Here is a 16,117-nt window from a genome sequence, read left to right as displayed (position 1 = left end):
TCCCCGCAGAGAACAATCGGAGAAAACATGCATCGCGTGCCTACCATAGAAACCGAGCGGCTTTTGTTGCGCCCCTATCGGCGCGACGATTTCCCCGCCTACAGTGCCCTGTTCGCCGATGAAGAGGTCACCCGCTACATCGGTGGCGTTCCTTACTCGCGGGAGCAATCCTGGACGCGCTTCCTGCGCCAGGTCGGCATGTGGCACTATTTCGGCTTCGGCTTCTTCGCGATCCAGGAGAAGGAGAGCGGCGCCTTCATCGGCGAAGCCGGTTTCCATGACGCCCATCGCCAGATGACACCCTCGCTCGAAGGTACGATGGAAACGGGCTGGGCGATCTCTCCCCGGAATCATGGCCGCGGTCTTGCGACGGAGGCCGTCACAGCCGCCCTCGCCTGGGGCGACCGGGCATTTCCCGGATTGCTGAAAACCTGCATCATAGACCCCAACAACCAGGCTTCGATCCGCGTTGCGCTCAAGCACGGCTTCAAGGAAGTCCGGCGCACCAAGTATCACAGCAAGCCGATGATCATGTTCGAGCGACGCTCGGCGAGCGCGCCCTGAAGCGAGGCGCAAGCGATGGCGGGAGAACGCTTCCTCGCAGGTTGCGACAGCAATTTCCGGCAAATAGAACATGAACAATTTTTAATTATTTCTCAGTCGCTTACGCCACGGAAACGGCCAGATTCGCGCTCAATTTCTAACCGTTGGCAAGGCGCGAGACCCCGGCCCAAACGTGGTACCGCCGCCCAACGAGTCGAAACGGTCCAGCGCCCCCTGCTGCGGATGACCTCGTCCGCAAACGGTCAGTGCTGGCCAAAGCGAAAGACGCCTCGGCGAAAAACCGCGCCCGGTTGGCCGAGGCGGAGGTCGCACGAAAATAAGGAGCATGACAATGAACCGCATCGCGAAAATTTCCGTCATCGCCGCCCTCTCCGCTTTGACGTTCGGCGGTATCTCCCATGCCGCCAGCGTCGAAACGAACTGGCCGCGCCAGATCGATCAGACGGTTAGTACCTTCAAGGGCGATGATTTCAGGGTCGTCGACGTCGACACGCTTAGCCGTATGAGCGAGGTTCGGTCGCGGATCAATGATGAGACCCCGCAACAGGTGGCGGCGCTACAATCCGCTATCGAGGCCAACAAGCCTCTGGCGGCTAAGCTGGAAACGCGAAACGTCGAGATGAAGAACATAGCAGGTGCCGCACAGGCAGCCGATGGCAGCCTGACAATTTATGTCCGTTGAGCCTCCCCGCGGCAATGAGCACCATCACATCCGCCCCTCTCCGGGGCGGATGTGATTTGGGCGGTGCCGTTTTTGGGCAAGAAGCGGTTCCCGTTGGATGCCCGTCAAGACATCACGCCGCAGGGGCTGGAAACTCCGCCAGCCGGGCCGCATAACGCGCCATCGTGTCGACTTCGAAGTTGACCAGGTCGCCAGCTTGGCGTTCGCCCCAGGTCGTAACTTCCAGCGAGTGGCGGATCAGAAGCACATCGAACTCGGTGCCATCAACCTTGTTCACGGTGAGCGAGGTGCCGTCGAGCGCCACGGAGCCCTTTGGAGCAACGAACTTCGCGAGGTGCTCCGGCGCCCGCAAGCGAAAGCGCACCGCGTCTCCTTCCGGTTCGACGGCGAGAATCTCCGCCTTGCCGTCGACGTGCCCCGAAACGATGTGGCCGCCAAGCTCGTCGCCGATCTTCAGCGAGCGCTCGAGATTGATGCGCGTGCCCTCTCCCCACTCGCCGATGGTCGTCAGCCGCAGCGCCTCTTCCCAAGCCTCGACTTCGATCCAGCGCTCGTTGCTGCCGGCCTCCGGCAGGGCCGTGACGGTCAGGCACACGCCGGCATGGGCAATAGAGGCTCCCATATCGATCGTCTTCGGATCGTAATTGGTCGCGACGCGCAGTTTGATCCCTTCTCTGAGCGGAGTAACCTTCTCCACCGTGCCTATGTCCGTGATGATGCCTGTGAACATCAGCTCTCTCTTTCGTAATCCTCAAAAATATCGTCGCCATAGCGCGCCGTGTGTCGGAGCGTGAAGCCCGCTGGAACGGACTTCCGTTCAAATGGGGATCGAATGCCCCCTTCGCCAATGGCCTCAGGACCGGTGAAGAGCAGGATGCGGTCGACGAGGCCGGCGTCGAGGAAGTCACGCGCCGCGCGCGCGCCGCCCTCGACGAGGAGAGATGAGATGCCGCGTGAGGCAAGTGCCGTCAAAAGATCGGCAATCGTATCGGCATTCAGCACCTGGACGTCTGCGGCTTCCAGCTTTGCCCGGCGCCCAGCGTAGTCGTCCCCGCTCCCCGCAAGCGGGGCTGAGGTAAGGGGTAACGAGGTGCGTCCACTCTGCCCCTCGCCCGCACTCCGGGGACCTTCGCCCCACACATAGGGAGAAGCAAAACCGGCGTCACCGGTAACCACGATCAGCGGAATGTCGCGGGCCGAGCGCACCAATTTCGAGTCGGCGGGCAACTCAAGGCGGCGGTCGAGCACGATCCGAATGGGAGAGCGGCCCTCCAATCCCGGCAACCGTACGGTGAGTTCCGGATTGTCGGCGCTGGCCGTACCGATTCCGACGAGGATCGCATCCGTCTCGGCGCGCAGCACCTGCACCTGAGCGCGCGAGATTGCGCCAGTGATCCTGACCTGCCCCTCCCCCTTGCGGCCGATCATGCCGTCGGCGGAAACCGCAAGCTTCAGAGTCACATGCGGGCGTTTCATGCGGTGACGCATGAGGTAGGCCTCGAGCGCCCGCTCCCCGTCGTCATGCAGGACACCGATGTCGACGGCAATGCCCGCCTCCCGCAGCATCACCACGCCGCGACCGGCGACGCGCTCGTCCGGATCGAGAATCGCAACGACGACGCGGGCAATGCCCGAGGCGATCAGCGCATCGGCGCAGGGCGGCGTCTTGCCGTGGTGTGAACAGGGCTCGAGCGTGACATAGGCGGTGGCGCGGCTTGCCCTCTCTCCGGCCTCGGCAAGGGCCTGCGTCTCGGCATGCGGGCGCCCGCCCGGAGCCGTCACGGCCCGGCCGACGATCGTGCCATCCTTGACGATAATGCAGCCGACCGAGGGATTGGTCGATGTGAGGCCGAGATTGCTTCGCGCCAGCCGCAGCGCCGCCGCCATGAACCGTTCGTCCTCGCGCGTCGGCCCGCCCATCCTGCACTCCAACCCGGTCTACTCGCTCGGATCGCGTGCGATTTTGGCACTGATCTCGGCGATGACTTTCTCGAAATCCTCGGCGTGGGAGAAATCCCTATAGACCGAGGCATAGCGAACGAAAGCGACGTCGTCGAGGCTCTTCAGGGCCTCGAGCACCTGGAGACCGATTTCCTCCGAGGGAATCTCGGTCTCGCCGGAGCTTTCAAGGCGGCGAACGATGCCAGAGACCGCCCGCTCGATGCGATCGCGATCGACCGGTCGCTTGCGAAGCGCGATCTCGAACGAGCGCAACAGCTTGTCCCGGTCGAAAGGCACCTTTCGACCGGTCTTCTTGATGATCATCAGCTCGCGCAACTGCACCCGCTCGAAGGTCGTGAAGCGGCCGCCGCAATCCGGGCAAATGCGGCGGCGGCGAATGGCGTTCCCGTCCTCTGCCGGACGGGAATCCTTCACCTGACTATCTTCCGAACCGCAATAGGGGCAGCGCATGCAGCCGTCCGATCACATATAGCCGTACATCGGGAAGCGTTCGGTGAGTCTCATCACCTTCTCACGGACACCGGCCTCGACAGCGGCGTTGCCCTCGTCGGAATTCGCGACCTTGAGGCCGTCGAGCACCTCGACGATCAGCTCCCCGATTTCCTTGAATTCCGCCTCCTTGAAGCCACGAGTAGTGCCGGCCGGCGTGCCGAGACGTACGCCGGAGGTGACGAAGGGCTTTTCCGGATCGAAGGGAATGCCGTTCTTGTTGCAGGTGATGTAGGCGCGGCCGAGCGCCGCCTCGGCACGCTTGCCGGTCGCGTTCTTCTTGCGCAGGTCGACGAGCATCAGGTGGTTGTCGGTGCCGCCGGAAACGATGTCGAGACCGTTTGCCTTCAGCGTCTCGGCAAGGGTACGGGCGTTCTTGACGATCTGCGCCGCGTACTCCTTGAAGGAGGGCTGCAGCGCCTCGCCGAGGGCGACGGCCTTGGCGGCGATGACATGCATCAGCGGACCGCCCTGGAGACCGGGGAAGACGGCGGAGTTGATCTTCTTGGCGACTTCCTCGTCATTGGTGAGGATCATGCCGCCGCGAGGGCCGCGCAGCGACTTGTGGGTCGTCGTCGTCGCGACGTGGCAATGCGGGAACGGCGAGGGATGCTGACCACCGGCGACGAGGCCGGCGATATGCGCCATGTCGACCATCAGCCAGGCGCCGATCTCATCGGCGATCTCGCGGAAGCGCTTCCAATCCCAGATGCGCGAATAGGCGGTGCCGCCGGCGATGATCAGCTTCGGCTTATGCTTGCGCGCCTTCTCGGCGACGTCGTCCATGTCGAGCAGATGATCGTTTTCGCGCACGCCGTAGGAGACCACGTTGAACCATTTGCCCGACATGTTCACCGGCGATCCATGGGTCAGGTGACCGCCGGAATTGAGGTCGAGACCCATGAAGGTGTCGCCCGGCTGCAGGAGCGCGAGGAAGACTGCCTGGTTCATCTGCGAGCCCGAATTCGGCTGCACATTGGCGAAGTTGACGCCGAAAAGCTTCTTGGCGCGCTCGATCGCCAGTTCCTCGGCGATGTCGACGAACTGGCAGCCGCCGTAGTAGCGCTTGCCCGGATAACCCTCCGCATATTTGTTCGTCATGATCGAGCCCTGGGCTTCAAGCACGGCGCGAGACACGATGTTCTCGGAGGCGATCAGCTCGATCTCATGGCGCTGGCGACCCAGCTCCTTCTCGATCGCACCGAAGATTTCCGGATCGCTGTCGGCGAGAGAGCGGGTGAAGAAGGCGTCATTGGTCTGTTGAAGCATGGGCTCGCGGCTCCTCTCAAGGGTGGCTGTTCCTTTAACTTCCTCGCACGCGGAGAGCAATATCCGCTGTGCGGTTTGCGCCATTTCCATCATCCGCCGCGCCCAAAAATCGCGACCGCACGAACATGAAAAAGCCGCGCATCCCGGGAATGCGCGGCTTCGCTACAAGAATGCGGCAGTTCGCTTATTGCGGCAAGGCGTCCGCGTCGATGGCGCCCGGCGATTGCTCGATCCCAGTCGTCGTCTGCAGGGCGAGCTCGGCTGCCCCGTCGCGCTGATAGATATCGTCGCGGAACTGGACGACACGGTCCTTTGCCGACCAAGCGGTGATGTAGGTGAAATAGACCGGCACCTCTTCGGCAAGCTTGATCGGCGTGTTGACACCCGACTTGATGGTCGCCTCGATCTGTTGGCGCGACCAGCCCGGCGTTTCCTTGAGCAGCCAGGTCGAGAGGTCACGGACGTTCTGCACGCGCACGCAACCCGACGATTCGAAGCGCATCAGCTTGTTGAACAGGCCCTGTTGCGGCGTGTCGTGCATATAGACGGCATGCTCGTTATGGAAGTTGATCTTCGTCGAGGACATGGCGTTGATCTTGCCGGGATCCTGACGGAACATCAGGTTCGGGGCCTTTTCGGCGTTCCAGTCTACCGTTTCAGGCGAGACCTCGTTGCCGCTTCCGTCGAAGAGGCGAATGGCGTTGCGCTCGAGATAGGTCGGGTCCTTGCGCATCAGCGGCATGATGTCCTTCTGGACGATCGAGCGCGGCGCGGTCCAGTAGGGGTTGAGGATGACCTCGTAGATCTTGGAATTGAGGATCGGCGATTGGCGGTCGATCTTGCCGACGATCGCGGTGTGCCGCAGCACGACTCGGCCGTTCTCGACCGCCTCGATATAGGCCGCCGGAATGTTGACCATGACGTAGCGGCGGCCGAGATCGCCGGACATCGACTGAAGCCGCACGAGGTTGGTTTCGAGCTGGGCCAAGCGGGTGTTGGCGTCGACGTTCAGGGCTTTCAGCGTGAATTCGCCGATCACGCCATCAGCCGGCAGGCCGTGGCGCGCCTGGAAGCGCTTGACCGCGCCGTCGACATAGGAGTCGAAGGAGGAGGAAATGCCGGCCGACTGCGGCAGATCGCCGGAGACCATCAGGCGCTGACGCAATTGCTGCACGGAGGGATCGGTGACGCCAAGCTCAAGCCTTACGCCGGTCTGCGGAACTTGAGGCCAGCCACCGGCAGCGACGATCTGCTGATAGTCGAAGATTGCCTGCTGCACATGAGCGATCGTTTCGGGACCGAAGACGGGCGTGTTGGAGAGAACCGCCGTCGCCGTGCGCGATGCCTTGGCGTCGAACTGGTCGTCCCACGAGCCGCGGCGCGGGGAATTGATGATCTCGTTCAGCGCATCCTGGGCAGCAGCGGCGCCGGCCCAGGCGGCCGCGCCAAACGTTGCGGCCGAACGCAGAAATGCACGGCGCGAGAAAGCATCAATTCCGTTCTTTTTCGACATAGTCCCACCATCTCAATGCGCAAAACGCGCGCTGCCCGAGCCCTAGCACAAACATGGTTAACAAACGTAAACCCGCGTGCCGCCCCGGCTCTCACATCGCTGTCACGATAGCGCGAGCGAGAGCCTCTCCCGGCAGGCCGACTGTGAAACGAATCACGGTTACAAGCGCGAGCGCAGACCTGCCGCATCAACGCGTCGCTGTCATAGCAATATGGCCAATTCGTGTCTCGGCGGGGTCGGGCGCAAGACTCGATGGAGCTTTGGCGACAACCACATCGAGCAAAAGCAGCAAAGGTCGGACACGCAGGGATTGCGTCCGACCCTTGAAACTGGAGATAGAAGCCGCCTCGATCAGAGGCGATACATGATGCTGTCGTTCCAGAAGCGGTCGAGGCGCTGCAGGAGCTTGTTCATCTGGGTGAATTCGTCGGAACCGATGCCACCCACCTTCTCGATCGAGCCGATGTGGCGCTCGTAGAGCTTGGCGACGGTCTCGGCGATTTCCTGTCCCTCTTCCGTCAGGCTGATGCGAACCGAGCGGCGGTCGACACGAGAGCGCTGGTGATTGATAAGGCCGAGATCGACGAGTTTCTTGACGTTGTAGGAGACGTTGGAGCCGAGATAATACCCGCGGGAGCGGAGTTCGCCGGCGGTAAGTTCGGAGTTGCCGATGTTGAACAACAGGAGCGCCTGAACGGCATTGACGTCGCTGCGCCCCTGGCGGTCGAATTCGTCCTTGATGACGTCGAGCAGGCGGCGATGCAGGCGCTCGACGAGGTGAAGGGATTCCATATAGAGACCACGAATCGTTTCTTCCTGCGGGTCTCGGGGCGCAGCAACCTGCGACTTCATCTTGGTGTTCATTTTACTGCCTCACTGTTTCGTTTGGCGGTGTTTCTTTGTCTTCCCGCCTTGAGTGAGACCCTATCGAATACGTATAAAATTCTACTTAAACCGCAGCCTTAACATGTACTTACCGTCCACGGAGCCTGTCTCAGGGTGAATCAACCCTTACCTTCCGGGCCTCGCGCAGCCGCTGATACAAAAGCGCAGCGCGGAAGAGAACGAAGGTCACAGCAACGGCCCCGTGGAGCAAGACAAGCAGTGGACGGGAGCCAAAGATGCCCGGATAGAACTTGTCCATGGCGAGCTCCGTCGCGGCGGCAACCACCCAAACGACAGGCCCCCAGGAGACCAAAAGCCAGAGCCCTATGGCTGCGACCGGGTAGACAACCGCCAGCGCCGTCGCGGCCGCGCGCCACTCGGGCGACAAGAGATCGAAGCGCCCCGCGCCGCCATGGGAAAAGCCGATCAGCATCGCCCAGTAGTTCAGCGCGAACCAGAAGCAGATCACGGAAACCAGACGCAGGAACCAGCCGAAGAGCACCTCGGTCAGCGACGGTTTTGGTACGTGGACAGAATCATGATGCATGGGCGGCACGATAGGCCGGGCGGCGGCGATCGACCAGCACGAAGGGCGGGAAAGCGTCGTGACACACACGACGCGCGGGAAGAAATGCCGCAGCCCGAGACCCGTAACGTAGTTTTCAACCGGCGGAGACGCGTGATAAACCGCCTTCTCGCATGAACACGAAAGAAGGAAGCGGCGCGATGAACGACAGGACAAATCTTGTGGACAGGATCACCGGACATCGCCGCATGCGCCGCAACCGCAAGGCGGACTGGACGCGCCGGCTGGTGCAGGAGAACCGCCTGACGGTGGACGATCTGATCTGGCCGATCTTTATTGTCCCCGGCAGCGGTGTCGTCCAGCCGATCGAGGCAATGCCAGGTGTCAACCGCATGAGCGTCGACAAGGCCGTCGAGGCCGTGAAGGAAGCGGCGGACCTCGGCATCCCGGCGATTGCCACCTTCCCCAACATCGACATGGCGCTCCGCGACGAGACCGGCTCGAACAGCCTTGCTGCCGACAATCTCATCAATCAGGCGACCCGGGCGATCAAAAAGGCCGTGCCTAACATCGGCGTCATCACCGACGTCGCGCTCGACCCGTTTACCAGCCACGGCCATGATGGCATTCTGCGCGGCGGGGAGATCGCCAATGACGAGACGGTGGAAACGGTCTCAAAGGCGGCGGTGATCCAGGCGGATGCCGGCTCCGACATCATCGCGCCGTCGGAAATGATGGATGGGCGGATCGGTGCAATTCGAGAGGCACTCGACGCGGCCGGTCACCAGAATGTCGGCATCATGTCCTATGCGACGAAATTCGCCTCCGCCTTCTACGGCCCCTATCGTGAGGCGATCGGCACCGGCGGCCTGCTCAAGGGCGACAAGAAGACCTATTACATCGATCCGGCGAACGGCACCGAAGCGATCCGCGATGCAGCCCTGGACGTCGAGGAAGGCGCCGACATGCTGATGGTCAAACCCGGCCTGCCTTATCTCGACATCTGCTGGCGGATGAAGGAAGCTTTCGGATTGCCGGTCTTCGCCTACCAGGTTTCGGGCGAATACACGCAGATTAAAGCCGCAGCAGCCAATGGCTGGATCGACGGCGAACGGGTGATGCTGGAGACGCTGCTCGCCTTCAAGCGGGCCGGCTGCGATGGAATTCTAAGCTATTTCGCGGTCGAGGTGGCGAAGATATTGGCAAGACGGTGAGCGCCGGGCGCCGGAACCAAGCCACGCATTGTTTTGCCGAATTCACTCCCCATATGTGATCGGAACGCTGCGAGGCCTGACATGAGCATGCACGACGAACAACTCCGACTTCCGAGCCAGGACTGGCGCGCCTACCAGGGCGTGTTGTCACGCCGGGTGCTCGCCTTCATTCTCGACTACGTGATCGTCGCGCTGCTCTGGATTCCGGCAGCGGTGGTCGTGTTTTTTCTCGGCATCCTGACGCTCGGCCTCGGCTTTTTCCTCTATCCCATCCTCTTCGCGCTGGTGGCGATGCTTTACTTCGGGCTGACGGTCGGGGGTCGCGAGCAGGCGTCGCCCGGGATGAGGATCATGGGCGTCGCGATCGCCCGCACGGATGGCAGGTCCATGGATTTCCTGACGGCCATCGTCCATCTCGCGATCTTCTGGATCGCCAACGCACTGCTGACACCGCTGATCCTGCTGATCGGCCTCTTCACCGATCGAGGCCGCCTGCTGCATGATCTCCTGATCGGCACCGTCGCCGTCCGGCGCGACATGTACTGACAGGTACCTGCAGCGCGACGCCGCTCGCACAGGCGGTAGACCGTTTGAACTTTTGCCCGCTCCTGCCCGAAGGAGTGTGTTGACGTTTTCCATTCTTCGGCCATGCTATTATGATGAGCTACCGCACGAAGAGTAATCCCCACGCTCGATGAACACGCAGACCGCACCGTCCCCTCAGTTCTACCTGACTGCACCGGCAGCCTGCCCCTACCTGCCGAAGCAGATGGAACGGAAGGTCTTTACCCATATGGTTGGGGAGCGTGCGCCCGAGCTTAACGATCTTCTCACGCAGGGTGGCTTTCGCCGGTCCCAGAACATCGCCTACCGGCCCGCCTGCGAGACCTGCCGGGCTTGCATTTCGGTGCGCATCCTCGCCAATGAATTCGCGCCGACGCGCTCGATGCGCCGCGTGCTTGCCGCCAACCGCGACGTCGTTTCGGCCGAATATCCGGCTGAGCCATCGAGCGAGCAGTACAACCTCTTCCGCCGCTATCTCGACTGTCGCCATCAAAAGGGCGGCATGTCGGACATGTCGGTCCTCGACTACGCGATGATGGTCGAGGATACCCATGTGCACACCAAGATCATCGAATACCGGCTGCGGGTCGAAGGCGACGGCATCAACGAGAAGGTGAGAGGGCCCCTGATCGCCACAGCGCTCACCGACCGGATGAGCGACGGATTGTCGATGGTCTATTCCTTTTTCGATCCGGCTTTGTCGGAGCGCTCCCTAGGCACCTTCATGATCCTCGACCATATCCGCCGGGCGAAAGAGCGCGGCCTGCCCCATGTTTATCTCGGCTATTGGGTCAAGGGGTCGCGCAAGATGGGTTACAAAACAAAGTTTTTGCCGCAGGAGCACCTTATGGCGCGCGGCTGGGAGCGCTATTCTGGCGAGCACGAATCCAACGAAACCGCCACGGACTGAAAATTGCCCCTCTCCCCTAACGCGGCGCAGCACCGGCGCGGCCTTGCCATCACCGGCCTCGGTGGCCTTGCGCTTTCCTTCGATATCCCGCTGATCCGTTCGGCAAACGGAGAGGTGTGGTCGATCCTTGCCGTACGCAGCCTTTCGACTTTCGCAGTGGCGATCGCGGCCTGGTTCGTCATCAATCGCCTGCTCGGCCGCCGCATCGCATTGATCCCCGGCAAGGCCGGCCTGATCGCCGGCCTCTTCTACGGCATCAATTCCTTCACGTTCCTGCTCGCCGTGTTCAACACGTCGACCGCAAACGTCGTCTTCGTCCTCGCCTTCACCTCGATGTTCGCGGCGCTCCTCTCGTGGATCTTCCTGAAGGAGCGCCCCTCGAACGCCACGCTGCTGACGATGGCGATCATGATCTTCGGCGTCGGAGTGATCGTCCGGGACGGGCTTCAAAGCGGGCACCTCTTCGGCGATGCCATGGCTGCCTGTTCGGCCCTGCTGCTCGCCAGTGCCATAACCGTCAGCCGCGCCAGCGGCCGGGATATGGCACTCGTGCCGCTGACCACCGCGATCTTCCCGGCGATTGCCGCGTTGGTGCTTCTGCCGCCCGGCGGCTTCTCAATCGCAGAGCCCGGTTACATCCTCTTCAACGGACTCGTCATGATCCCGCTTGCCTTCTTCTGCCTGGCGACGGGACCGCGATACCTTTCCGCTCCGGAAGTCGGCATGTTCTATCTTCTGGAGACGATCCTAGCGCCGATCTGGGTGTGGATCGTCTTCTCGGAGGTCCCGACGCGCCAGACGCTGCTTGGAGGCGCCATCCTCGTCCTTGCCCTTTTCGGCCATTCGCTGTGGCAAATGCGGATCAAGGCGACAAGGATGCGCCTCGCCTGCCCGGAAGTCACCGGATGATCAGCCCGCGCCGCTGGAGATGATTTTGGTCGGTTCGACCAAAATCGTGCACGTCGTTGTCCCACCCCTGCTGTATCAGCTCTGCTCGGACGATCCGCCATCCGGCGAAAGTTCCTGCATTTGCGAGCGCATGGCCCAGAGTTCGCGGTTGGTGTCGATCCACTCCGCGGCGATCTCAAGCGGCGCGGGATCGGCCGTGACGAGCTCCTTCCCGTCTTGCCGGCGCCGAGCGATCAATCCTGCTGCTTCGAGGATAATCAAATGTTTGGCTAGGACATCCTGCTCGAACCCGACGGCTGCAGCGATTTCCGCCGCGGACATCTCACCGGCGAGGAGGATTTCGAGTATGCGGCGTCGGGTGGGATCCGAAATCGCCAGCAACGTGTCGTCAAGGGCTGAACTCATCGCATTCATCTCCCTTGCCACATAGTTCTCAAATCCGGGCCGATTTGAGGAATCATGCAGGAAATCAAGGAATTCCAGCGAGCTTCCGTGCACCGGAAAAAACCCGGCGCTCTCAATCAACATTGATCCGCGGACGGTACCGACTTGCAAGCGCCGAGTCTGGGGACGTCAGCCGCTGAACCTGCCGCTTCGCGGGAAGCCCTTCGGTACGATCCGGCCGGCGGAAGCACGATCGCCGAGCCACTCGATCAGTTCGTCCTTGGTCTTTGTGAATACGCGGCCGGCGCTGTCTTCCCAAGTGAGCCCTTCGGCGATGGTGAAGCAGCGGATGTCGGAGATGCCGCCGTCCTTGTAGCGCTGCAGACGAACCCCCTTGCCACGCGCCATTTCGGGGATCTGGACGAGCGGGAAAACGAGCATCTTGCGATTGTCGCCGACGACGGCGACATGATCGCCCTTGACCGGAACGATGAGCTTGGCTTCGTCGGGCATCGCGACATTCATCACCTGCTTGCCCTTGCGGGTATTGGCGACGATATCACTTTCAGCGACGACGAAGCCGTTGCCTGCCGCCGAGGAAATGATGAGCTTGCGCGCCGGATCGTGCACGAGCGCAGTCAGCACGTCCTGGTCGTTTTCCATATCGACCATGATGCGCAAGGGCTCGCCGTGACCCCGTCCGCCCGGCAGCTTGTCTCCGCCGAGCGTGTAGACCTTGCCGCCCGTCGTGAAGACAAGGATCTTGTCTGTCGTCTGCGCCGGAAATGCCACCTTCAGCGCATCGCCTTCCTTGAACTGGAGGGACGAGGTGTCCGAGATGTGACCCTTGAGGGCACGTATCCAGCCCTTCTCCGAGATAACGACGGTGATCGGCTCCTTTTCGATCATCGCCTGCTGGATGGCCCCGACATCGGCGTCCGGGGCCTCGGCGAAGGAACTGCGGCGTTTGCCGAGTTCGGTCGCCTTGGCAAATTTCTTCTTGACCTCGCCGATCTCCCAGGCGACCGCCTGCCACTGCTTGTCATCCGAAGCGAGCAGCGCCTCGATTTCCGCTTTCTCTTTCGAAAGCGCGTCGAACTCGGTGCGAATCTCGAATTCCTCGAGCTTGCGCAAGGAGCGCAGGCGCATGTTGAGGATCGCTTCGGCCTGGTTGTCGGTGAGCGCGAAGCGCTCGATCATCACTGCCTTCGGCTCGTCCTCCTCACGGATGATGCGGATGACCTCGTCAATGTTCAGGTAGGCAATGAGGTAGCCGCCGAGGACCTCCAGCCGCCGATCGATCGCGGCGAGCCTGTGGCGCGAACGCCGCTGCAGGACCTCGCGGCGATGCGCCAACCATTCGCTCAGCACCTCGTTCAGCGCCATGACCCGCGGCACGCGGCCCATCGACAGCACGTTCATGTTGAGCGGAATGCGGCTTTCGAGCTCAGTGAGCTTGAATAGCGATTCCATGAGGATACTTGCGTCGACCGAGCGGCTCTTCGGCACGAGAACGATGCGCACGTCCTCTGCCGATTCGTCGCGGATGTCCTCAAGCAGCGGCAGTTTGCGAGCGATGAGCAACTCGGCGATCTTCTCGATCAGGCGCGACTTCTGGACCTGGTAGGGTATTTCGGTGACGACGATCTGATAGCCGCCGCGCCCCAATTCCTCCACGGCCCAGCGCGCGCGGACTCGGAAGCCGCCGCGGCCGGTCCGATAGGACTCGATCATGCTGGCACGGCTCTCGACGATGATGCCGCCCGTCGGGAAATCCGGTCCCTCTATGCCGCCGCGCTGCGGGTTGGCGGGGTCAAAGAGCAAGTCCTCCACCGTCGCATTCGGGTGCCGGATGAGATAGAGCGCCGCATCGCAGAGCTCATGGGCATTATGCGGCGGGACCGACGTCGCCATGCCGACGGCAATGCCCGACGCGCCGTTGGCGAGAAGGTTCGGGAACGCACCGGGAAGCACCGTCGGCTCCTGGTCCTCCTCGTTGTAGGTCGGACGGAAATCAACGGCGTCCTGATCGATCCCCTCCAAAAGGAGGGCCGCGACCTCGGTCATCTTCGCTTCGGTGTAACGATAGGCGGCGGCATTGTCGCCATCGATATTGCCGAAGTTGCCTTGCCCGTCGACGACGGGGTAGCGCTGCGAGAAATCCTGAGCGAGACGCACCAGTGCATCGTAGACCGACTGGTCGCCATGCGGATGGAACTTACCGATGACGTCGCCGACGATGCGGGCGCATTTCTTGAACGACGAGTTGGGCCTGAGCCCCATCTCGCTCATCGCATGAATGATCCGGCGATGGACCGGCTTCAGCCCGTCGCGGACGTCCGGCAGCGCGCGGTGCATGATGGTCGATAGCGCGTAGGCGAGATAGCGCTCTTCCAGCGCCGCCTTGAGATCAACCGGCTGAATGTTGTCGTCGCCGCCAGAGGGCGGCAAAAGGCTTTGTCCCATGTGTCCTTGCTACCGCAACCGCTCCCCGACGGCAAGAATCCGAGGCAATCGCACTGTGGAGAACGCGCCTCGGGCCTTGCCTATATCTTCGGCTGCAGCAACCGTAGGCTGGTAATTTTCCGGAAAGCATGATCCGCAGGGAACAACCGGCATCCGACTCGGCGATATAAATTCGCCCCGTTTCGGATTAGTGTCGGACCTGCCGATTTGGCCGGTCAGGGGCGGGAATGAATGGACGTGTCAAACTTGGGACGTGAGCGACCGGATGACTTCGGTGTCGTCGCCTTCGCGCGACCTGTCATCTGGCGCGCAAGGACGTAGTTGACGCATCCCACGACCAACGCCAAAACTATCTGCAGCACACCTCCGAAACAGCCTCACAATCAAACATTTTTACAAGGAACAACGCAATGACGCATACGCGCACGATCCGCCTGATGATGGCCAGCGCCGCCCTCCTCACGCTTGCCGGCCCAGCCTTCGCCCTGGACGGCGCGGACATGATGAAGAAACTGAGTGCCGCGTTCGAGGTGAACGGCACGTCGGTTACCTTTGACAAGGCCGAAGCGAACGGCGATGTGGTGACGGCGAGCGGCGTCAAGCTGCAGGTGGCAGCACAGCCTGGCGAGTCGATCAAAATAGGCGACGTGACGTTCGAAGGCGTCGAGGAAACCGACGGTGGTGGCTATTACGCTGAAACGGTTTCCTTCGCAGACGTCAATGTGAGCGAGAAAGAGGACAGCGTCTCCATCAAGGATATCGCGATCGGCGGCCTTGCCATTCCGGGCAACGCCTCGGGCGGCACCATCAACGAAATTCTGCTTTACGAGTCGTTCGGCACCGGCCCAATGGAGGTCAAGGTCAAGGGCAAGGACGTGTTTAAGATCGCCAGCATCGAGAGCAATCTGACCCGGCGGGAAAATGATGCCGGATTCGATTTCGATGGGACAATGAATGGATTGTACGCGGATCTCTCGGAGGTCGAGGACGCCAAGGCAAAGGACGCGATCGAGAAGCTCGGCCTGAAGCAGATCGACGGCCAGATGACGATGAAGGGGAGCTGGGAATTAGAGAGCGGCAATCTCGCCGTCGAGGAATATGCGCTCGACTTCAAGAATATCGGCCGACTGAACATCGCCATGGATTTCTCCGGCTACACGCTTCAGTTCATGAAGGCGTTGCAGGAGGCGAACAAGGCCGCGCAAGCCAATCCGAACAAGGAAGAGGCCAATCAGGCCATGGGTCTCGCCATGCTCGGCCTCATGCAGCAATTGACGTTCAACAGCGCCTCGATCCGTTTCGACGATGCCTCGATCACCAAGAAGGCGCTCGACTACGCCGGCAGCCAGCAGGGCGTCACGGGCGAGCAACTGGCGCAGTCGCTGAAAGCCATGGTGCCGATCATGATGGCACAGCTCAACGTCCCGGAACTGCAGAACCAGGTATCGGCCGCCGTCAACGCCTATCTCGACGCACCGAAGAGCCTGACCATCAGCGCCGAGCCGGAGAAGCCGGTGCCGTTCCCCATGATCATGGGCGCCGCCATGGGCGCACCGAACACGATCCCCTCGGTTCTCGGCGTCAAGGTGACGGCGAACGACTGACATTCGCGAGGCATAGAACAGGTGCGGCCGTGCAGGCCCCCCCCTCGAATTCAAAACCCGGCGGCACTCTCGCCGGGTTTTTTCTTGTCCCGGCGATTGATGCTATGATCCCGCTTGATGCTTGAAGGCGACCGCCTATGTATCTTCGTCGGTTGCCGACAGTTGGGCAATTGCCG

At 61.7% G+C, this 16,117-nt stretch carries 16 protein-coding genes; 7 read left to right on the top strand and 9 right to left on the bottom strand.

Annotated features, from left to right (window positions below):
- The first annotated feature begins 27 nt into the window (after window positions 1-27).
- Together AYK65_RS06110 and AYK65_RS06105 are read left to right on the top strand one after the other, a co-directional pair.
- Entirely contained in the window at window positions 28-564 is a 537-nt protein-coding gene (locus AYK65_RS06110; protein WP_046118328.1) for a GNAT family N-acetyltransferase, read from the top strand.
- Between the two features lie 331 nt (window positions 565-895).
- Entirely contained in the window at window positions 896-1,246 is a 351-nt protein-coding gene (locus AYK65_RS06105) for a hypothetical protein (protein WP_046118329.1), read from the top strand.
- Between the two features lie 112 nt (window positions 1,247-1,358).
- Here the strand turns inward: AYK65_RS06105 and AYK65_RS06100 are convergent, their stop codons facing one another.
- The 7 genes from AYK65_RS06100 to AYK65_RS06070 form a co-directional block, all read right to left on the bottom strand.
- On the bottom strand, window positions 1,359-1,976 hold the full coding sequence (locus tag AYK65_RS06100) for a riboflavin synthase (RefSeq protein ID WP_026612569.1): 618 nt from the start codon (window positions 1,974-1,976) through the stop codon (window positions 1,359-1,361).
- Entirely contained in the window at window positions 1,976-3,166 is a 1,191-nt protein-coding gene (gene ribD, locus AYK65_RS06095; protein WP_081158048.1) for a bifunctional diaminohydroxyphosphoribosylaminopyrimidine deaminase/5-amino-6-(5-phosphoribosylamino)uracil reductase RibD, read from the bottom strand. Before ribD ends, AYK65_RS06100 begins: the two co-directional genes overlap by 1 nt.
- Window positions 3,167-3,184: 18 nt before the next feature.
- Window positions 3,185-3,658: a transcriptional regulator NrdR gene (gene nrdR / locus AYK65_RS06090; protein ID WP_026612571.1), complete on the bottom strand. Its 474-nt coding sequence runs from the start codon at window positions 3,656-3,658 to the stop codon at window positions 3,185-3,187.
- Window positions 3,659-3,670: 12 nt separating this feature from the next.
- Entirely contained in the window at window positions 3,671-4,966 is a 1,296-nt protein-coding gene (gene glyA / locus AYK65_RS06085) for a serine hydroxymethyltransferase (protein ID WP_026612572.1), read from the bottom strand.
- A gap of 184 nt (window positions 4,967-5,150) precedes the next feature.
- Complete coding sequence (locus tag AYK65_RS06080; RefSeq protein WP_046118331.1) at window positions 5,151-6,479, bottom strand: L,D-transpeptidase family protein; 1,329 nt, start codon at window positions 6,477-6,479, stop codon at window positions 5,151-5,153.
- A 351-nt stretch (window positions 6,480-6,830) separates the two neighbouring features.
- A complete protein-coding gene (ldtR, locus tag AYK65_RS06075) occupies window positions 6,831-7,343 on the bottom strand; it encodes a transcriptional regulator LdtR (RefSeq protein WP_026612574.1) in 513 nt (170 codons plus the stop codon).
- Between the two features lie 130 nt (window positions 7,344-7,473).
- Complete coding sequence (locus AYK65_RS06070) at window positions 7,474-7,911, bottom strand: DUF6163 family protein (protein ID WP_026612575.1); 438 nt, start codon at window positions 7,909-7,911, stop codon at window positions 7,474-7,476.
- 179 nt (window positions 7,912-8,090) lie between these two features.
- On the opposite strand from AYK65_RS06070, the gene hemB reads away from it, so the two are divergent.
- The 4 genes from hemB (at window position 8,091) to AYK65_RS06050 (ending at window position 11,487) form a co-directional block, all read left to right on the top strand.
- Window positions 8,091-9,104, top strand: a complete 1,014-nt coding sequence (gene hemB / locus AYK65_RS06065) for a porphobilinogen synthase (RefSeq protein ID WP_026612576.1) — start codon at window positions 8,091-8,093, stop codon at window positions 9,102-9,104.
- Window positions 9,105-9,185: 81 nt separating this feature from the next.
- Entirely contained in the window at window positions 9,186-9,650 is a 465-nt protein-coding gene (locus AYK65_RS06060; RefSeq protein WP_026612577.1) for an RDD family protein, read from the top strand.
- 148 nt (window positions 9,651-9,798) lie between these two features.
- Complete coding sequence (locus AYK65_RS06055; protein WP_026612578.1) at window positions 9,799-10,578, top strand: arginyltransferase; 780 nt, start codon at window positions 9,799-9,801, stop codon at window positions 10,576-10,578.
- 3 nt (window positions 10,579-10,581) lie between these two features.
- On the top strand, window positions 10,582-11,487 hold the full coding sequence (locus AYK65_RS06050) for a DMT family transporter (protein WP_081158047.1): 906 nt from the start codon (window positions 10,582-10,584) through the stop codon (window positions 11,485-11,487).
- Between the two features lie 75 nt (window positions 11,488-11,562).
- On the opposite strand, the gene AYK65_RS06045 is transcribed toward AYK65_RS06050, so the two are convergent.
- Both AYK65_RS06045 and parC read right to left on the bottom strand, forming a co-directional pair.
- Window positions 11,563-11,901, bottom strand: a complete 339-nt coding sequence (locus AYK65_RS06045) for an ArsR/SmtB family transcription factor (protein ID WP_026612580.1) — start codon at window positions 11,899-11,901, stop codon at window positions 11,563-11,565.
- Between the two features lie 159 nt (window positions 11,902-12,060).
- Window positions 12,061-14,337, bottom strand: coding sequence for a DNA topoisomerase IV subunit A (gene parC, locus AYK65_RS06040; protein WP_081158046.1), 2,277 nt, complete (start codon window positions 14,335-14,337; stop codon window positions 12,061-12,063).
- A gap of 410 nt (window positions 14,338-14,747) precedes the next feature.
- Here parC and AYK65_RS06035 point away from each other — a divergent pair, with 410 nt between their 5' ends.
- Window positions 14,748-15,941: a hypothetical protein gene (locus AYK65_RS06035; protein WP_081158045.1), complete on the top strand. Its 1,194-nt coding sequence runs from the start codon at window positions 14,748-14,750 to the stop codon at window positions 15,939-15,941.
- Window positions 15,942-16,117: the final 176 nt, after the last annotated feature.

This window comes from Ensifer aridi (assembly GCF_002078505.1).
Taxonomy (GTDB): Bacteria; Pseudomonadota; Alphaproteobacteria; order Rhizobiales; family Rhizobiaceae; genus Sinorhizobium; species Sinorhizobium aridi.
This window is presented reverse-complemented; position numbering and strand designations above follow the sequence as displayed.

What these genes read in the sequence shown, in the direction of transcription:
- AYK65_RS06110 (WP_046118328.1), top strand. Translation starts at nt 28, where the DNA reads ATGCATCGCGTGCCTACCATAGAAACCGAGCGGCTTTTGTTGCGCCCC.
- AYK65_RS06105 (WP_046118329.1), top strand. Translation starts at nt 896, where the DNA reads ATGAACCGCATCGCGAAAATTTCCGTCATCGCCGCCCTCTCCGCTTTG.
- AYK65_RS06100 (WP_026612569.1), bottom strand. Translation starts at nt 1,976, where the DNA reads ATGTTCACAGGCATCATCACGGACATAGGCACGGTGGAGAAGGTTACT.
- ribD (WP_081158048.1), bottom strand. Translation starts at nt 3,166, where the DNA reads ATGGGCGGGCCGACGCGCGAGGACGAACGGTTCATGGCGGCGGCGCTG.
- nrdR (WP_026612571.1), bottom strand. Translation starts at nt 3,658, where the DNA reads ATGCGCTGCCCCTATTGCGGTTCGGAAGATAGTCAGGTGAAGGATTCC.
- glyA (WP_026612572.1), bottom strand. Translation starts at nt 4,966, where the DNA reads ATGCTTCAACAGACCAATGACGCCTTCTTCACCCGCTCTCTCGCCGAC.
- AYK65_RS06080 (WP_046118331.1), bottom strand. Translation starts at nt 6,479, where the DNA reads ATGTCGAAAAAGAACGGAATTGATGCTTTCTCGCGCCGTGCATTTCTG.
- ldtR (WP_026612574.1), bottom strand. Translation starts at nt 7,343, where the DNA reads ATGAACACCAAGATGAAGTCGCAGGTTGCTGCGCCCCGAGACCCGCAG.
- AYK65_RS06070 (WP_026612575.1), bottom strand. Translation starts at nt 7,911, where the DNA reads ATGCATCATGATTCTGTCCACGTACCAAAACCGTCGCTGACCGAGGTG.
- hemB (WP_026612576.1), top strand. Translation starts at nt 8,091, where the DNA reads ATGAACGACAGGACAAATCTTGTGGACAGGATCACCGGACATCGCCGC.
- AYK65_RS06060 (WP_026612577.1), top strand. Translation starts at nt 9,186, where the DNA reads ATGAGCATGCACGACGAACAACTCCGACTTCCGAGCCAGGACTGGCGC.
- AYK65_RS06055 (WP_026612578.1), top strand. Translation starts at nt 9,799, where the DNA reads ATGAACACGCAGACCGCACCGTCCCCTCAGTTCTACCTGACTGCACCG.
- AYK65_RS06045 (WP_026612580.1), bottom strand. Translation starts at nt 11,901, where the DNA reads ATGAATGCGATGAGTTCAGCCCTTGACGACACGTTGCTGGCGATTTCG.
- parC (WP_081158046.1), bottom strand. Translation starts at nt 14,337, where the DNA reads ATGGGACAAAGCCTTTTGCCGCCCTCTGGCGGCGACGACAACATTCAG.
- AYK65_RS06035 (WP_081158045.1), top strand. Translation starts at nt 14,748, where the DNA reads ATGACGCATACGCGCACGATCCGCCTGATGATGGCCAGCGCCGCCCTC.